The 14182-nt window shown below is 49.1% G+C and carries 12 protein-coding genes; 6 read left to right on the top strand and 6 right to left on the bottom strand.

All coding sequences use genetic code 11. The annotated features are described in order from the left end of the window. The first annotated feature begins 1 nt into the window (after position 1). Together ACMUEV_RS21635 and ACMUEV_RS21640 are read left to right on the top strand one after the other, a co-directional pair. Positions 2-274 carry a CopG family ribbon-helix-helix protein gene (locus tag ACMUEV_RS21635; RefSeq protein ID WP_017287163.1) on the top strand — a complete coding sequence of 91 codons (273 nt, stop codon included), beginning with the start codon at positions 2-4 and terminating at the stop codon, positions 272-274. Then, complete coding sequence (locus ACMUEV_RS21640) at positions 265-585, top strand: type II toxin-antitoxin system RelE/ParE family toxin (protein ID WP_190647671.1); 321 nt, start codon at positions 265-267, stop codon at positions 583-585. Before ACMUEV_RS21635 ends, ACMUEV_RS21640 begins: the two co-directional genes overlap by 10 nt. 157 nt (positions 586-742) lie before the next feature. On the opposite strand, the gene pheS is transcribed toward ACMUEV_RS21640, so the two are convergent. Then, complete coding sequence (gene pheS / locus ACMUEV_RS21645) at positions 743-1744, bottom strand: phenylalanine--tRNA ligase subunit alpha (RefSeq protein WP_017287161.1); 1002 nt, start codon at positions 1742-1744, stop codon at positions 743-745. A gap of 70 nt (positions 1745-1814) precedes the next feature. On the opposite strand from pheS, the gene surE reads away from it, so the two are divergent. Then, the gene (gene surE, locus ACMUEV_RS21650; protein ID WP_017287160.1) at positions 1815-2609 is read left to right on the top strand and encodes a 5'/3'-nucleotidase SurE; all 795 of its coding nucleotides are present in this window, start codon (positions 1815-1817) and stop codon (positions 2607-2609) included. A 277-nt stretch (positions 2610-2886) separates the two neighbouring features. Here surE and ACMUEV_RS21655 read toward each other — a convergent pair whose 3' ends face one another. After that, positions 2887-3126, bottom strand: coding sequence for a TIGR02450 family Trp-rich protein (locus ACMUEV_RS21655; RefSeq protein ID WP_017287159.1), 240 nt, complete (start codon positions 3124-3126; stop codon positions 2887-2889). 120 nt (positions 3127-3246) lie between these two features. On the opposite strand from ACMUEV_RS21655, the gene ACMUEV_RS21660 reads away from it, so the two are divergent. Beyond that, positions 3247-4014, top strand: a complete 768-nt coding sequence (locus ACMUEV_RS21660; protein ID WP_190647670.1) for a pentapeptide repeat-containing protein — start codon at positions 3247-3249, stop codon at positions 4012-4014. Between the two features lie 93 nt (positions 4015-4107). Here ACMUEV_RS21660 and ACMUEV_RS21665 read toward each other — a convergent pair whose 3' ends face one another. Then, a complete protein-coding gene (locus ACMUEV_RS21665; RefSeq protein ID WP_017287157.1) occupies positions 4108-4314 on the bottom strand; it encodes a DUF2555 domain-containing protein in 207 nt (68 codons plus the stop codon). 180 nt (positions 4315-4494) lie between these two features. Between ACMUEV_RS21665 and bchI the strand changes: the two genes are divergently transcribed. Further along, complete coding sequence (gene bchI / locus ACMUEV_RS21670; RefSeq protein ID WP_017287156.1) at positions 4495-5586, top strand: magnesium chelatase ATPase subunit I; 1092 nt, start codon at positions 4495-4497, stop codon at positions 5584-5586. 372 nt (positions 5587-5958) lie between these two features. Here bchI and ACMUEV_RS21675 read toward each other — a convergent pair whose 3' ends face one another. The 3 genes from ACMUEV_RS21675 to ACMUEV_RS21685 all read right to left on the bottom strand — a co-directional run bounded on the left by ACMUEV_RS21675 (position 5959) and on the right by ACMUEV_RS21685 (position 10751). Further along, positions 5959-7257, bottom strand: coding sequence for a S1C family serine protease (locus ACMUEV_RS21675; RefSeq protein ID WP_190647669.1), 1299 nt, complete (start codon positions 7255-7257; stop codon positions 5959-5961). 172 nt (positions 7258-7429) lie between these two features. Further along, the gene (gene ppc / locus ACMUEV_RS21680; RefSeq protein WP_017287152.1) at positions 7430-10492 is read right to left on the bottom strand and encodes a phosphoenolpyruvate carboxylase; all 3063 of its coding nucleotides are present in this window, start codon (positions 10490-10492) and stop codon (positions 7430-7432) included. 64 nt (positions 10493-10556) lie between these two features. Next, the gene (locus ACMUEV_RS21685) at positions 10557-10751 is read right to left on the bottom strand and encodes a hypothetical protein (RefSeq protein WP_017287151.1); all 195 of its coding nucleotides are present in this window, start codon (positions 10749-10751) and stop codon (positions 10557-10559) included. A gap of 311 nt (positions 10752-11062) precedes the next feature. On the opposite strand from ACMUEV_RS21685, the gene ACMUEV_RS21690 reads away from it, so the two are divergent. Beyond that, on the top strand, positions 11063-14098 hold the full coding sequence (locus ACMUEV_RS21690; RefSeq protein WP_017287150.1) for a hypothetical protein: 3036 nt from the start codon (positions 11063-11065) through the stop codon (positions 14096-14098). Positions 14099-14182: the final 84 nt, after the last annotated feature.

Here is a 14182-nt window from a genome sequence, read left to right on the forward strand (position 1 = left end):
TATGTCGCAGAGTGAAACTGTCACAGTTCAATTACCGATCGAGATCAAACAAAAGCTCGAAGCACTTGCGACAAGCACAAATCGAAGTCAGTCTTGGCTAGTGACGCAAGCGATCACAACCTATGTCGAAACCCAATCTCAACAAATTCAGCAAATTGAAGCAGCAGTTGACCTTGCAGAGAGCGATCGAGCAGTTTGGGTCGAAGGTGAAGCTGTCGAGGCATGGCTCAACTCTTGGGGAACAGACAACGAGAAGCCGACTCCATGCGCGTAACGTATCTTTCAGTCGCTGTCCTAGATTTAGCTGAAATTCGGTCTTATATTGCAGTTGATACTCCAGATACAGCCCAACAAATCGGAAATCAGTTAGCTCAAGCTATCAACAGATTATCTACATTCCCAAACTTCGGAAAACCTGGACGAGTTGAAGGCACTCGCGAATTAATAACTCCAAAACTTGGTCGAACAGCTTATGTGATCGTGTATAGAATTCGACTTGAGCGAATCGAAGTTCTCCGTGTTCTGTCCGGAATGCGAGATATTGATCAAATCCTTGAAGAAGAGTTTCCTAACGAAGAAAACTAGCGGAATGACAACGAAGCGTAGAGACTTTCAAGTGAACAGAAACTCATGACGATCGCAAAGGGCTTCTTACAGGGCGCTCGTTTCTACCTTCTCAAATACCTCAAACGCCCTCGATTTTTAACGATCAAGGGCGTTTTTAGCGAGAATGTTGTGCAGTTTAAAACTGCTTCAAAAACCGCAAATCGCTATTGTACAACCGACGAATATCATCGATTTGGTGCAACACCATTGCCAACCGTTCCACCCCAAATCCGGCAGCAAATCCGGTGTAGATCTCCGGATCGTATCCCACGGCTTTGAGAACATTGGGATCCACCATTCCACAACCGAGAATTTCCAACCAGCGACCTTTCCATTGCACATCGACTTCCGCAGATGGCTCGGTGAAGGGGAAGAAACTTGGACGGAATCGAATTTCGACATCTCCAAATAGCTCTTGCAAGAACACTTTGATGGTCCCTTTGAGATCGGTAAAGGTCAGCCCTTCATCAACTGCCAAAATCTCGATCTGGTGAAACACAGCCGAGTGCGTTGCATCAACGGTGTCACGTCGATAAGTTTTTCCAGGAACCGCTACCCGAATGGGTGGATCATTCGCTTCCATGTAGCGAATCTGTACAGGCGAAGTGTGAGTTCTCAGCAGATTGCCATCCGGGAGATACAGCGTATCTTGCATATCTCGCGCCGGATGATCGGGCAAGAAGTTCAACGCCTCGAAATTGTAATAGTCCGTCTCCATTTCTGGACCTTCAGCGACCGTGTAGCCGAGTCCAACGAAAATATCGAGAACCTGATCGATCGTGCTATTTAACGGATGCATCCGCCCTTGTGGTCTTCCCACTCCCGGCATTGTGACATCGATCGTTTCTGAAGCTAATTGAGCCGCGATCGCAGCCGCTTGCAGCGCGGTTTTTTGGCGATCGAGTTCGACCTGAATCGCTTCTTTGACCTCATTGGCTCGTGCCCCGATTTTCGGGCGCTCGGCGGGGTCGAGTTTGCCCATCCCGCCGAGCACTTGGGGAATGGGACCTTTTTTTCCCATGTATTTGACGCGCAACTGTTCAAGCTGATCGAGAGAATCAGCTTGCGCGATCGCTTGAGTCGCTTCCTGGCGAATGGTATCTAATTGGGCTTCGAGTTCCTGGGTTTGTGCCGCCATAGTTCAGTAGTTCATAAATCCTTAATTCGCGTCACAATGAACTGCGAACTTGTTTATTGTAGTGGATTACATGAAACTCCTGGTTAGTAACGATGATGGTGTTTACGCGCTAGGGATTCAAACTCTAGCGAATGCGTTGGCAGAAGCAGGACATGAGGTGACGGTGGTGTGTCCTGATCGAGAGCGATCGGCAACGGGGCACGGCTTAACGTTGCACGATCCGCTGCGAGTTCAAGAAATGAGCCATCTTTTTCATCCCAACATTAAAGCATGGGCTTGTTCAGGAACCCCTTCAGACTGCGTAAAATTGGCGATTTGGGCGCTGTTGGAAACACCACCGGATTTGGTGTTGTCAGGAATTAATCACGGCTCAAATTTGGGTACAGATGTGCTGTATTCAGGAACCGTTTCTGCGGCGATGGAAGGTGTGATTGAAGGCATTCCAGGAATTGCACTGAGTTTAACCAGTTTTCAATCGCGAGAATTTCAGACTGCGGCGGATTTTGCTTGTACCTTGGTGCGACAGTTGGAGAAAGATCCGTTGCCAGAGTTGACGTTATTGAATGTGAATGTGCCTGCGATCGAGCGAGATGAAATTAAAGGGGCAATCATCACGCGACAAGGCGTGAGACGCTATACGGATGTGTTTGAGAAGCGGGTTGATCCCAGAGGAAAAATTTACTACTGGCTTTCAGGTGAACTGCTTGAAGACGTAGACGATCCGGATATTCCGAATGATGTTCCGACCGATGTGCAGGCAAATCGGGAGAATTACATTACGATCACGCCCTTGCACTACAATCTGACTTCCCCTTTGGGCTTGAAAATGACACAGAACTGGATTTCAAGGCTGGATCAGGCATAAATTCTACTGCTTGCATCCAGTTTTACAATGAATGAAAATTGCCGAGCATTGCCGATAAACGGGTGTTGATTCGAGATCCCCATTCTGGCAAGGCTGTTTCATATGGTTAGAGAAGAGGAAAATGAAAATGCTGTTGTTTACTTTTCCTGGATGATGAGCTTAATTGAACGCTGACAATGCCTGCCTGACAACCGCAGTATCCGCAGGCATTTATCTTTTCTTCAATGAATTAGCCCTGAGGAGTGGGGTGAAATTTCACTCCCTACTCCCCACATCCCTATCCTTCTTCGACTTCGTGCAGCGATTTCCAGCCTGCTTGCCATTGCGATCGGTCTTTGAGCAGTTTGGCATTCATCCAAAACCGAACGGCTGGATCGCAGGCGGCGACCATTTCTGCAAATACCCAGGCTCCCTGATTTTTGCGGTTTACAACTTGAAAGTGCCGCCAGCCCCAGGTTTCTTGCTGAGCAGTCCATTTCGATCCGACGAGATACGGAAATTTTTGTTTCTTAGGCATATCGAGAACCAAATCGGGAATACTCGCGCTTGTCGATCGTACTGAATATCGATCGTGCCACAACTGTCACCAGAAAGTAATATGAAGTGTTTTCCTGATCACCCTACCCGTTCCCTGCATATGACCCGGACTCATTTGACGACGATCGCAGCAGTTTTCTCATTGGGGATTGCATTACCCGTTCAGGCTGAAAATATTGATCACGTTCGGCAATTACTTTCGACTCGGCAATGTGCAAATTGCGAACTCAGTAGCGCCGGGTTAGTGTTGGCTCAATTGTCTGGGGCAAATCTCGCGGGCGCAAATCTCGCGGGCGCAAACCTGAGTCAAGCGAATCTCGCGGGCGCAGACTTAACCAACGCCAATCTCGCAGGGGCTTCTCTGAGTGGGGCAAATCTCGCAGGCGCAAAGTTGACGAATGCGAATATTCAAGGGGCAGATTTAACGCGATCGTATTTAGTGGGAGCAGATTTAACAGGCACTCAAATCGAAACGGCAGCCATTCACGGAGCCGTTGGCTTACCGACTTCAGCCGGGAATGCAGAAATGTTCTATCAAATGGCGATGGAAGCTGGGAAACGGCGACAGTATGAAACCGCGATCGCAAATTTCAATCAAGCCTTAGTGCGAAAACCAGATTCTGCACCTGCTTTGATTGGGCGAGCAATGGCACGATTAGAACTGGGCGATCAAACGGGAGCCATTCAGGACTCGGAACAAGCTGCGGCTTTGTTTGAGCAGCAAGGGGATGCGGCGAATGCAAAATCAGCAGTAGCACTCGCACAAGGCTTAAAGAATCCACCTGATCAACAACGTCGAGGCAACAACTTTGGTCAGAGCTTGATCAATGTCGTGGGTGGATTACTGCAAATGTTTTTAACCCGCTAAACTGCGAGACTCAGAGCCTGCAGCATTCCAGGTCGCTTGGTTTGAAGAGCACTCGGAATGTTGCAGGTGACAGGAAAATGATTGAATCGGATCTCACGATTCGTCAAACGCTTCTAAATCTAAGAGATAAAGGTAAGGCTCTACTAATTCAGGGCGCTGAAACGCGATCGCTCTGAGCAAATGCCAATCGTTCAGCCCTTCAAATGCATCTGTATAGTCATCTTTTTCCAGCCGAGCCGCCAGCATCTCGATATCTGACTCGGTGAGCTTTGACACATCCACTTGTTTCAAACTAGACATAACCCGACGTGCCTCCAACGATTTTCCCCGTTGATCCAAATTTTACTTCACCAATTCAAACTCGATTCAGAATAAAACCTTGATTTACGATCGCAGGCTCCCCTGCCTATTTCAGGTCACAATCCGTGTCACAATAAGTAACGCGACTTAAAAATAGCCTTAACTTTTTCAGGACTTCCCGTGACCTTTACGACAGAAACAACTTCACAAAACGGACGATCCACCGCAGTTCCCGCCCGTCGGCGTGCGGTGTTTCCTTTCACTGCGATCGTCGGGCAAGAAGAAATGAAGCTTGCTCTCCTGCTCAACATCATTGACCCGAAAATTGGCGGGGTGATGATTATGGGCGATCGTGGAACTGGTAAATCAACGACGATTCGGGCACTGGCTGACTTGTTGCCAGAAATTGATGTCGTGGCAGATGATCCCTTCAACAGTCATCCAAACGATATCGAATTAATGGGCGATACGGTGCGGCAGATGATCGACCAGGGTGCGGATGTGCCTGTGGTGAAGAAGAAAGTTATGATGGTCGATTTGCCTTTGGGAGCGACAGAAGATCGCGTCTGCGGCACGATCGATATCGAGAAAGCCCTCTCCGAAGGGGTTAAAGCTTTTGAACCGGGATTGTTGGCAAAGGCAAATCGCGGCATTCTCTATGTCGATGAAGTCAATTTGCTCGATGATCACCTCGTCGATGTGCTGCTCGATTCGGCAGCATCAGGATGGAATACGGTCGAGCGGGAAGGGATTTCGATTCGACATCCAGCGCGATTTGTTCTAGTAGGCTCAGGCAACCCAGAAGAAGGGGAACTGCGTCCGCAATTGCTTGATCGATTTGGGATGCATGCTGAGATTCGCACCGTAAAGGAACCTGCATTGCGAGTTCAAATTGTGGAGCAACGGACAGAGTTTGACCAAGATCCGATGCCGTTCTTAGAAAAATATGAGCCACAGCAGAAGGATTTGCAGAAGCAAATTGTCGATGCTCAGGAGCGCTTGAAACAGATTGCGATCGACTACGATTTACGTGTCAAAATCTCTCAGATGTGTTCGGAACTCGATGTCGATGGATTGCGCGGAGACATCGTAACCAACCGTGCAGCAAAGGCTTTGGCAGCATTAGAAGGACGAACTGAAGTCACCGTGGACGAGATTCGTCGAATTGCGCCTCTGTGTCTGCGTCACCGTCTGCGGAAAGATCCGATGGAATCGATCGATTCAGGTTACAAGGTCGAGAAGGTTTTTGATCAAGTGTTTGGAATGGAATAGTAGCTGTGTGGGTACTGTCGATCGCGCTTGATATCTTGCACGATTAAAGACATGCTCAATGCTTACACATCAATGTTGCAGAGGGATTCAACCGTGTTCCTCTGCATTTTTATATGGATATGATTTTAGAGTGATTCCAGAATCAACAATGCTGATGACATCGAGATCGCATTGCCTCACACGAGGTTGAATCCCCGTGCTCCTCGGACAAAGTCTCTGAAGAGACTGTATCCCTGAGCAATTAGCTGTGTGCAAGAGTCCCTTGAGGGAGTTCGCATTGTTAGCACCGGGTTTTGAATCCGGTGCGGGACAGAAACGTAGCAAAGATGATGTTCAAGCGTTTTGTCAACCCGCTATAAGACTCTTCGACTTTCATTTGTAACTCAGGAGTGGATTACCGCAAGTATCCAGTTCTGAATTGTCAGGAGAATCGATCGAGACATTCAATCGTTGTAAAACTTCCCCGATCGGTAACGCAAATCCTAACCCTTCAATCCCTTCACTCGCAATCTTCTCAGTCACAATCCCAATCACTTTTCCGTCTCGATTGAGTAAAGGTCCGCCACTATTCCCCGGATTGACCGCCGTATCCGTTTGAATCAAACTCCGAGAAGCATTGCGCCGAAACCCACTTACAATCCCTTGAGTGACGGAATTGGAAAAAGATAGCGGATTGCCGATCGCGACAACGGATTGTCCGACTCGCACGCGATCAGTATGACAAATCGGTAAGCCAGTCACTTCGCTGATATCCCCTTCCAATTTCACCAACGCTGCATCTGCCACAGAATCACGCCTTAACACTCGCCCATTCACGATATTGCCATCGTAAAGTTTGACTTTGACGGAAAATGCAGACCCAACAACGTGTTGATTGGTCATAATCAGTCCAGACGAGTCGAGCAGAAATCCGCTGCCTCGTCCGTTTGGGGTGCGAATTTGCACGATCGATGGAATGGTCTGCCCGACCAGTTGCTCTAGCGTCAGAGATGAACGACTCGGAGTTGCGATCGCGTCAATTTTATACGCTTGGATCGGAGTTTTTTCGATCGGACGATTGAGGATTGCAACAACGCGAGGCTCAGCCAGTAAGCTTCTAAAACTGGCTCGAATCGCTTCATAAGTTGCTGCTGGATTATCAATTCCCTCTGCTTCAGCACTTCCAGCAATTTCTTGACGGTACACGACTTTGTTTAAATCTCGATCGAATACCTCCCAACGCACCCTGCGATCGTCGTGCGTGTATTCCTCAAAAAACGAACTATAAGAATTGAGATTAACCTTCGTAATCGTTCCACCAATTAAAAATCGTCCGGGTTCTGAAGATGCAACTAAATCTGCAAACAGAGATTGAGGATGCGATCGCATCACATCAAATCCGGCTTGGCTCAGTTCATCCTCCAATAAGTCTCGAACCGAGGTTTCTAATTGCTCCTCTAAGCGTTCGGTTGCAACATACCGTTGTTGCCGCATCTTCAGCAATCCGTCGTAGTGCCCTCCAATGACGACACCCGGCAATACTCCAGAGCGAATCCTAGCAATTTCAACCTTTGCACTGGGTTCAATATCACTCTCAAAAGATTGCAGCGGTTCGGCGTGAATCGGGATTTGTAGCGAGAAGAAGAATAGGACAACAGCAGAGATCAGACTCCAGACGGATGCCTTCGCCATAGTTTAGTAGTAGAAAATGCGAGTCCTCAGATCTTGCGTTTAAATCCCTATCTTGTCAATAAAAAAGCTGCTAGAGAGTAACGTCTCCAACAGCTATCGATATTTTTTAGACCTAAGAAGAGCGATACACTCGATCGCTCTAAGGCTTCTTCTTCTCACTTTCGCCCAGTCATCAACCCGTATTCCGCATTCCTGCGGCAATACCGTTAATCGTCAACAATGCGCCTCTGAGCAGTTCACCCTTGCTGTAGCGCGATCGCACAACTCCAGAAGCCGCCAGAGTCTTATGCTGCCGCAGTCGCTTCAACAATGACACTTGCAAGAATCCCAATGGTACGATCGTTCCATTGCGCAACTGTACCGATCGCTGAAGTTCTGGATCACCATCGAGTAAGCGATTGTGTCCCGTAATTTTCAGCACAAGCTCGCGCGTCAAGAAATACTCTTGTCGAATCTGCTCAAACACAGGCGCAAACCGCTCGCGATCCTCAGCTTGAGTCAGTTCTTGGACATAGTGTCCAGCAATCTGCAAATCGACTTTCGATAAGGTCATTTCCACCCGCGAAATTGCCATTTTGAAGAAAGGCCATTTGTAGTAAAAATGCCGCAAGAGCTGCATATGCTTCTCTGGAGCTTCATCCAGAAACGCATTCAACGCCGTTCCGACTCCATACCAGGACGGCAATAAAAATCGGCTCTGAGTCCAGCTAAAGACCCAAGGAATCGCCCGCAGACTTGCTAAATCTTTCTTGCCGCCGCGACGAGCTGGACGAGAACTAATTTGCAACTGGCTAATTTCCTCGATCGGAGTCACCTGATGGAAGAAATCAATAAAATCGGCTTGCTCATAGATCAGTTGACGATAATGAGTGCGCGATCGCGCTGCCAATTCTTCCATAATTTGCTGCCACGGGGCAATCTCATCGAACTTGTTCTGCAACAAACTGCCTTGAATCACCGCAGTCGTCACCGTCTCAAGGTTATACAACGCAAGCTCGGGCAAAGAATACTTCGATGCGAGTACTTCACCTTGTTCGGTAATCTTGATGCGCCCATTCACGCTATGTCCAGGCTGCGCCAAAATTGCCTCATATGCAGGTCCACCGCCGCGACCGACCGACCCGCCACGACCGTGGAAGATCCGCAATGCCACACCATGTTCATCAGCAATTCTTTGCAACGCTTGCTGAGCTTTATGAATCTCCCAGTTACTACTGAGAAATCCAGAGTCTTTATTACTATCAGAATAGCCAAGCATCACTTCCTGCAAAGCCGTTCCTTTATCGATCGCGTCAAAGCCCCCCGCAATCAAAGCTTTGTAGAACGGCTGAGCAAACACCTGTTTCATAATTCCAGGCGCTTTCTGTAAATCCTCAACCGTTTCAAACAACGGTACGACTTGAATTGTTCCTAGCCCTGTGACGGGATCATACAGTCCAGCTTCTTTGGCAAACAGCAGCACTTCTAGCAAATCACTTACATCATGGCTCATGCTGATGATGTAAGTCCGGCAGATTTCCAGACCAAATTCTTGCTGAAGCTTGCGAACCATGCGGAACGTCGAAATCGTTTCGCGGGTGCGCTCCGAAAATGGCATCTCCGTCGGAATCAAAGGTCTGCGAGTCTGGAGTTCTCTGGTCAACCATTCACAGCGCTCTGCTTCGCTCATGTCGTTATAAGCTTTCGGCAGCACTTGCAAATATTCGACAATCTCGTTCATCGTTTCCGAATGGCGAGGGCTTTCTTGTCGGATATCAAGATGCGCCAAACAGAAGCCAAAGATTTCGACTTGGCAAATCAAATGCTCTAAGTCCCGACAGCTTAATCCGGTCGCAGCTAGATTGCTTTGAATCAGTCGCAACTCTGCTAAGAAATCTTCGCCCGATCGATAAAGCGTTGCTTCGTCAAATTCAGGCATTTCTTGCTGCAAGCCATCTCCGCTATAGAGGATGTGATTGCGATCGAGCGTATTTTCTAGGCGCTTCTGAATGTAGGCAAGCTTTAATCGATACGGCTCTTGGCGGAATCGAATCGATAAGCGATCGTACACATCCGGCATGCGTTGCTGATCTTGCTCTAAAGACTCCAGCAAATCGGGCAACACATCACTCCAGTGCAGCGACAAACTCAGTAAATCGGTCAAACACTGAACCGATTGCACATAGCGCTCTAAAACGATGCGGCGCTGATAACATGCTGTTTGCCAGGTGACTTGCGGCGTGACCGAAGGATTGCCATCGCGATCGGCGCCCACCCAAGATCCAAACTGACAGAAATTGCGACTCGGCATTTCCATGCGCGGGAACGACTGATGCACCGCTTGCTCTAATCGCGTATACAGATGCGGAATTGCCTCAAAAATTACCTCTCTGAAGTAATGCAGTGCATGATCCACTTCATCGAGCACAGTCGGCTTAAATTGGTGCAGTTCATCAGTGCGCCACCAGAGGCGAATCTCCTCGGTTAACTGATCTCGGAGCGACTCTGTTTCCCAAGATGAGGAAAGCCCGATCGCTTTCAAACTGTCTTCAACACTGTCTAACTGCCGCAAAATTTTCGCGATTCGTCGCTGCTTATCCCGAATCGTATGCCGGACAATTTCAGTCGGATGCGCCGTAAAGACCAGCGATACATCCAACTGCTGAATCAACCGTTGAATCTGTTGAGGCGGCACATTCAGCTGCTTCAACCGAGGAAACAACCAGTGAAACGTGCCAATTTCTCGACGAGACGCCGCTTCATGCAGACTCCGCTCTAGGAAATCCGCTTCTGGTCGTCCCGCTTCTTCTTCTGTGGCATAACTACTGGGTGACGACGGTTTTGGCACTTCTTCAACCTGTCCTTCCCGTGCCATCCGATACTGCAACTGCTGATCGCGCTGCTCGTAATGCTGCTCGACGATATTGATCAACTGAAAATAAAGCGCAAACGCCCGTGCTGCCCGGATCGCCTCATTGAGATCCAGATTCTCTACCACTTGCAGCACGTCTGACTCAGTAAAGGTCGTTGCCTGCCCTTCTGGTGAACACATCCGCCTCAACTGATTCAACAGATCGACGAGTTCCTGCCCGCATTCTTGTTGCAGCACCGCCTCCCAGAGATCCTCAACAATTCTTAGCCGATGGCGCAAAAATAAATCGGACATCAACGCACTCACATCCTCACCGATTGCGTCCGCAGAAGTGGCAAGGCTGGCAAATGATTCGTCAGAAGAAGAGGGTCGGCTCGAACTCATACAGTATCAATCCAGAGAGGTTCAACAATTTTAGGGGAGATGAGGCAGATTTGGGGAGACAAGGCTAAGAACGATCGTCCAAATCTAGATGCGGCAAGCGATCGCCGCGAAATAATTCTTCGCTAATCGTGCCAAGGTCTTGTAGGGTTTGCGCGATCGCACTCCCTCCCACCAATACCACTAACACCGGAATTGTTGCCAAACCCAATACAACATCCGGATCAAGCAAGCCTAAAACGCGATCAGACTGAGGTTTCATAGATTGTAGGTTCCAATAGTCCAGTAAACCAGTATTTAGCGTAACAATCTTGTTCCCAACATTGTGTATTCGGCTTCAGCATTGTCAATTCTCTCAGAGTGTCTAAGAATACAGGGAGAGAAAAATCGACAGTGGTGACAAGATCGGCTAACTTCAACGATGAGGTCAAGATTTGCAAAACGGAAATTGTGAAAGTTACGGATGTCGCTATGCGCTGGGTGCCATTTGTGCTCACAATAACCAAAAAAAGCGTGTCGAAATCAAAAGTTAAGCTTAAATGCAGCAAGTTGAGATAAGGAATTAAAAGTCGGATGGGGAATCGATCACACCGTACACTCTCTTCATCATCGTCATCGGTTGGCTCTAAATTGCCCTTGCTCCCGTGGCTGCATCGCGTCATTGGGATTCCTCATCTGCATTTGCAAGCTCGCCTGCGCGGAAATAACCTGTATATTCTCGCAGAAAGTCGCGATTGCCCAAAGCGATCGCTGATTTTTGCACAACTCGTGCGCGCGCTTTCCCAAACTTCACTGGAAACGCTGCTGCCTCCAACTCAGCCCACGATTTATCAAGTCGTGCTCTATGGTCGCTGCATCGGAGAACCGCGTCCTCAGTGGGCAGAAGTGATTCATGTCGCGCAGATCGATCGCTATTTAGAAAAACTCGACGATCCTCAGAGTAAAGCTGAAGCGACCGTTGCCATCGAACTTGCGAATCTGGGCTTGGCAAAACGTGGGAGACCCGATGCAATTGCGCGGTATCTCAGTGAAGCTTTAAGTGCATTGGGAGTCGCTGTTCGAGCCAGCGTCAAATCTGCGGCACTCCCCGACGACACAGGACTGCCTCAAATTGCAAATCTGGCTTCTGTATTAAGCAGTACCGCTTCGCTCACACCACAAGCCTTGCTGAATCGGCTGTGGGTCGTCTGCGAATCCGCGTACAGCCCCGATACGTCTTTGATGACCGAATCGATCGCACAAAAACTGCGGGACTTGGAACTCGACGGATTTCGAGATGCGATCGTCTTTAGCCGTGTTAAGGGCGAGAGTGACCCAGAATGGGTGTTGCGAGTCGATTTGACTCCTCCTCAAGAAATGCTCAAAGATTGGGCGCGCTGGGGCGATATCGAGGCGCTGACGCGATTGATGAATGCCGCAGTTCGCGATCAGGGCGTTGAGATTACAGCGACTCTGATGGACATCACGCTGCATGTCACGGCTCAGCGAGAACAGGCACCGGAGCGAGGGCGAGTGTTAGCCGCGATCGCGCCTTTGCTCGAAACGATCGCACCCCAAGGCATTCAAGCCGTTGCGGTTTACGGGTTGCAGGGCACAGCGAATCCTATTCCCCAGCTTTCGATTCCTGATTCTCCGGTTTGGGTGCAATGGATTAATCTTCCCGCCGCAGAACATCCAGCCCTCGCTGAATCCACTCGACAACTCGCGCAGCAAGGCGATTTAAGCGCGATCGCATTTCTGCTGACTCGCCAACTCAATCCCAATCTCGATACCCAACTCGCAACGGGTGGAATTCGCCTGCAAATTCGCCAAAAAGAGGACTTATTGCACATCATGACCGATGCGCCAGTCTGTCCGTCTCAAAGCCAAGTTGGAGTGAAAGTTGCCAAATACATTCACAATCTCCGTCTCTCTGATGTGCAAGGCGTGCGAGTTTACGGGCGCAGATCCGGTCAAAAACGCCCAATCTGGAGCTATGGCATCGACTTCGTCAGCCGTGAGCAGGCTCGCTTTATTCCAGAAGCGACTCCCGAATTTGCTGCCTCTGATGCCTATGTCGGCGATTTACTGACAAAAGAGCCAGGCGCGTTAACGGTTCCCGAGTTTGACGAAGCCGACGCGACTTGGGGCGATCGCATTGTAGAAGCAATCCAGGGCGCATTGGCTCGAACTCGGATTTTTACGATCGCGTCTGACACCGCTCCCAATACTGCCCGCGCGACTCAATCTGCGGTTCCAAATGAAGCAAAAGCGGCGATTGTTTGGAGTGTTTTAGGCATTCTGCTTACGGTGCAAGCAGATTGGCTCCTGGGACAATATGCGAAACCTCTGTTTGCCTCAAAACCCGCTCCAACAGCCTCTCCTGCACCGCTCACCTCTGAACAGATGCCTCTCCCCCAACTCTCGCTGCAAAAAACGACTGGATTTGGAGAACTGGGAGCGGCTGGATTTACGCAATCTGGACAGACGTTGATCGCTCCGGGTCAAGGATCAACCGCGCTTCTTGCCTCTCCCTTGAAGCCAAAAGCAGCGATCGACACTGCTCGTTCTCCTTATCCCACATTCAATGCGGGTCAGCTCGATGAAAAACTCGTGCTCTACCGTCAGTATGTCAATCAAAACGGTGCGCCGGATGTCTTGATCGTGGGGAGTTCGCGTGCGATGCGGGGCATCGATCCAGCGGTTTTAGAACAGACCTTGGCGACTCAAGGCTACGCGGGTATGCGAGTGTTCAATTTCGGTATCAATGGAGCCACGGTTCAAGTGGTTGACCTGATTGTGCGGCGCATCCTTGCCAACGAAAAACAACCGAAGCTGATCTTACTTGCCGATGGACTGCGAGCATTCAACAGTGGTCGTCCGGATGCGACTTATAAAGCGATCGTATCTTCTCCGGGATTCCGCAAGCTGCCTGAAGTGAGTACAAACACAGCTGCTACACCCACTGAAGCGTTCACGAAACCTTTAGAGACTCTGAATCGAACTAATATGACAGTGAGCGATAGCTATCAATCGTTCAATGATCATTTGCTTCGCCAAGTCGGGCAATTTTCAACGGTTTGGAGTCAGCGCAATAAGTTACAAGGACTGCTCAAGCGTGGCTTAAGTTTTGGATTTGAGCAAGCTCCGACTTCGGATGAGATTGACCCTGAATTGACGATCGCTCAAGATGGACAAGGCTTAATTGATATCAATGGCTTCCTGCCGATTTCCAATCGCTTCAATCCAGTGACTTACTATCAAAAGTATTCACGAGTCTCAGGCGATAGTGATGCTGATTATGCGAACTTCAACTTGCTCGGAGAACAGGATCAGGCGTTACGATCACTCGCTCAGTACACTAAGAGCCAGAACATTCCCTTAGTCGTGCTCAATCTGCCTCTAACAGAGAACTATCTTGATCCGTATCGCCGCGATCGTGAAAAAGAGTTCCAAGAATATCTGATGCGACTGTCTGGGGAACTCGGCTTTACCTATCGCGACCTACTAGAAAACTGGAAAAATACGCCAGATTTCTTTTCTGACCCCAGTCACCTCAATCGCTATGGTGCTCATGCCGTCTCGACTCATATTGCTAAAGATGTATTGATTCCTTGGAGACAGCGATAGTAGGTGAGGAGATGGGGAGAACCCAGGCTCAGATTGCTCCCTAGCTTCCCACTCCGCAAAATTAATACAGTTGACTAGCAGTTT

Source organism: Leptolyngbya sp. FACHB-1624, from assembly GCF_047649235.1.
Lineage (GTDB): Bacteria > Cyanobacteriota > Cyanobacteriia > Leptolyngbyales > Leptolyngbyaceae > Leptolyngbya > Leptolyngbya boryana.

What these genes read in the sequence shown, in the direction of transcription:
- ACMUEV_RS21665 (WP_017287157.1), bottom strand. Translation starts at nt 4,314, where the DNA reads ATGTCTAGTTTGAAACAAGTGGATGTGTCAAAGCTCACCGAGTCAGAT.
- pheS (WP_017287161.1), bottom strand. Translation starts at nt 1,744, where the DNA reads ATGGCGGCACAAACCCAGGAACTCGAAGCCCAATTAGATACCATTCGC.
- ACMUEV_RS21635 (WP_017287163.1), top strand. Translation starts at nt 2, where the DNA reads ATGTCGCAGAGTGAAACTGTCACAGTTCAATTACCGATCGAGATCAAA.
- ACMUEV_RS21675 (WP_190647669.1), bottom strand. Translation starts at nt 7,257, where the DNA reads ATGGCGAAGGCATCCGTCTGGAGTCTGATCTCTGCTGTTGTCCTATTC.
- ACMUEV_RS21655 (WP_017287159.1), bottom strand. Translation starts at nt 3,126, where the DNA reads ATGCCTAAGAAACAAAAATTTCCGTATCTCGTCGGATCGAAATGGACT.
- surE (WP_017287160.1), top strand. Translation starts at nt 1,815, where the DNA reads ATGAAACTCCTGGTTAGTAACGATGATGGTGTTTACGCGCTAGGGATT.
- ACMUEV_RS21640 (WP_190647671.1), top strand. Translation starts at nt 265, where the DNA reads ATGCGCGTAACGTATCTTTCAGTCGCTGTCCTAGATTTAGCTGAAATT.
- ppc (WP_017287152.1), bottom strand. Translation starts at nt 10,492, where the DNA reads ATGAGTTCGAGCCGACCCTCTTCTTCTGACGAATCATTTGCCAGCCTT.
- ACMUEV_RS21660 (WP_190647670.1), top strand. Translation starts at nt 3,247, where the DNA reads ATGACCCGGACTCATTTGACGACGATCGCAGCAGTTTTCTCATTGGGG.
- ACMUEV_RS21685 (WP_017287151.1), bottom strand. Translation starts at nt 10,751, where the DNA reads ATGAAACCTCAGTCTGATCGCGTTTTAGGCTTGCTTGATCCGGATGTT.
- ACMUEV_RS21690 (WP_017287150.1), top strand. Translation starts at nt 11,063, where the DNA reads ATGGGGAATCGATCACACCGTACACTCTCTTCATCATCGTCATCGGTT.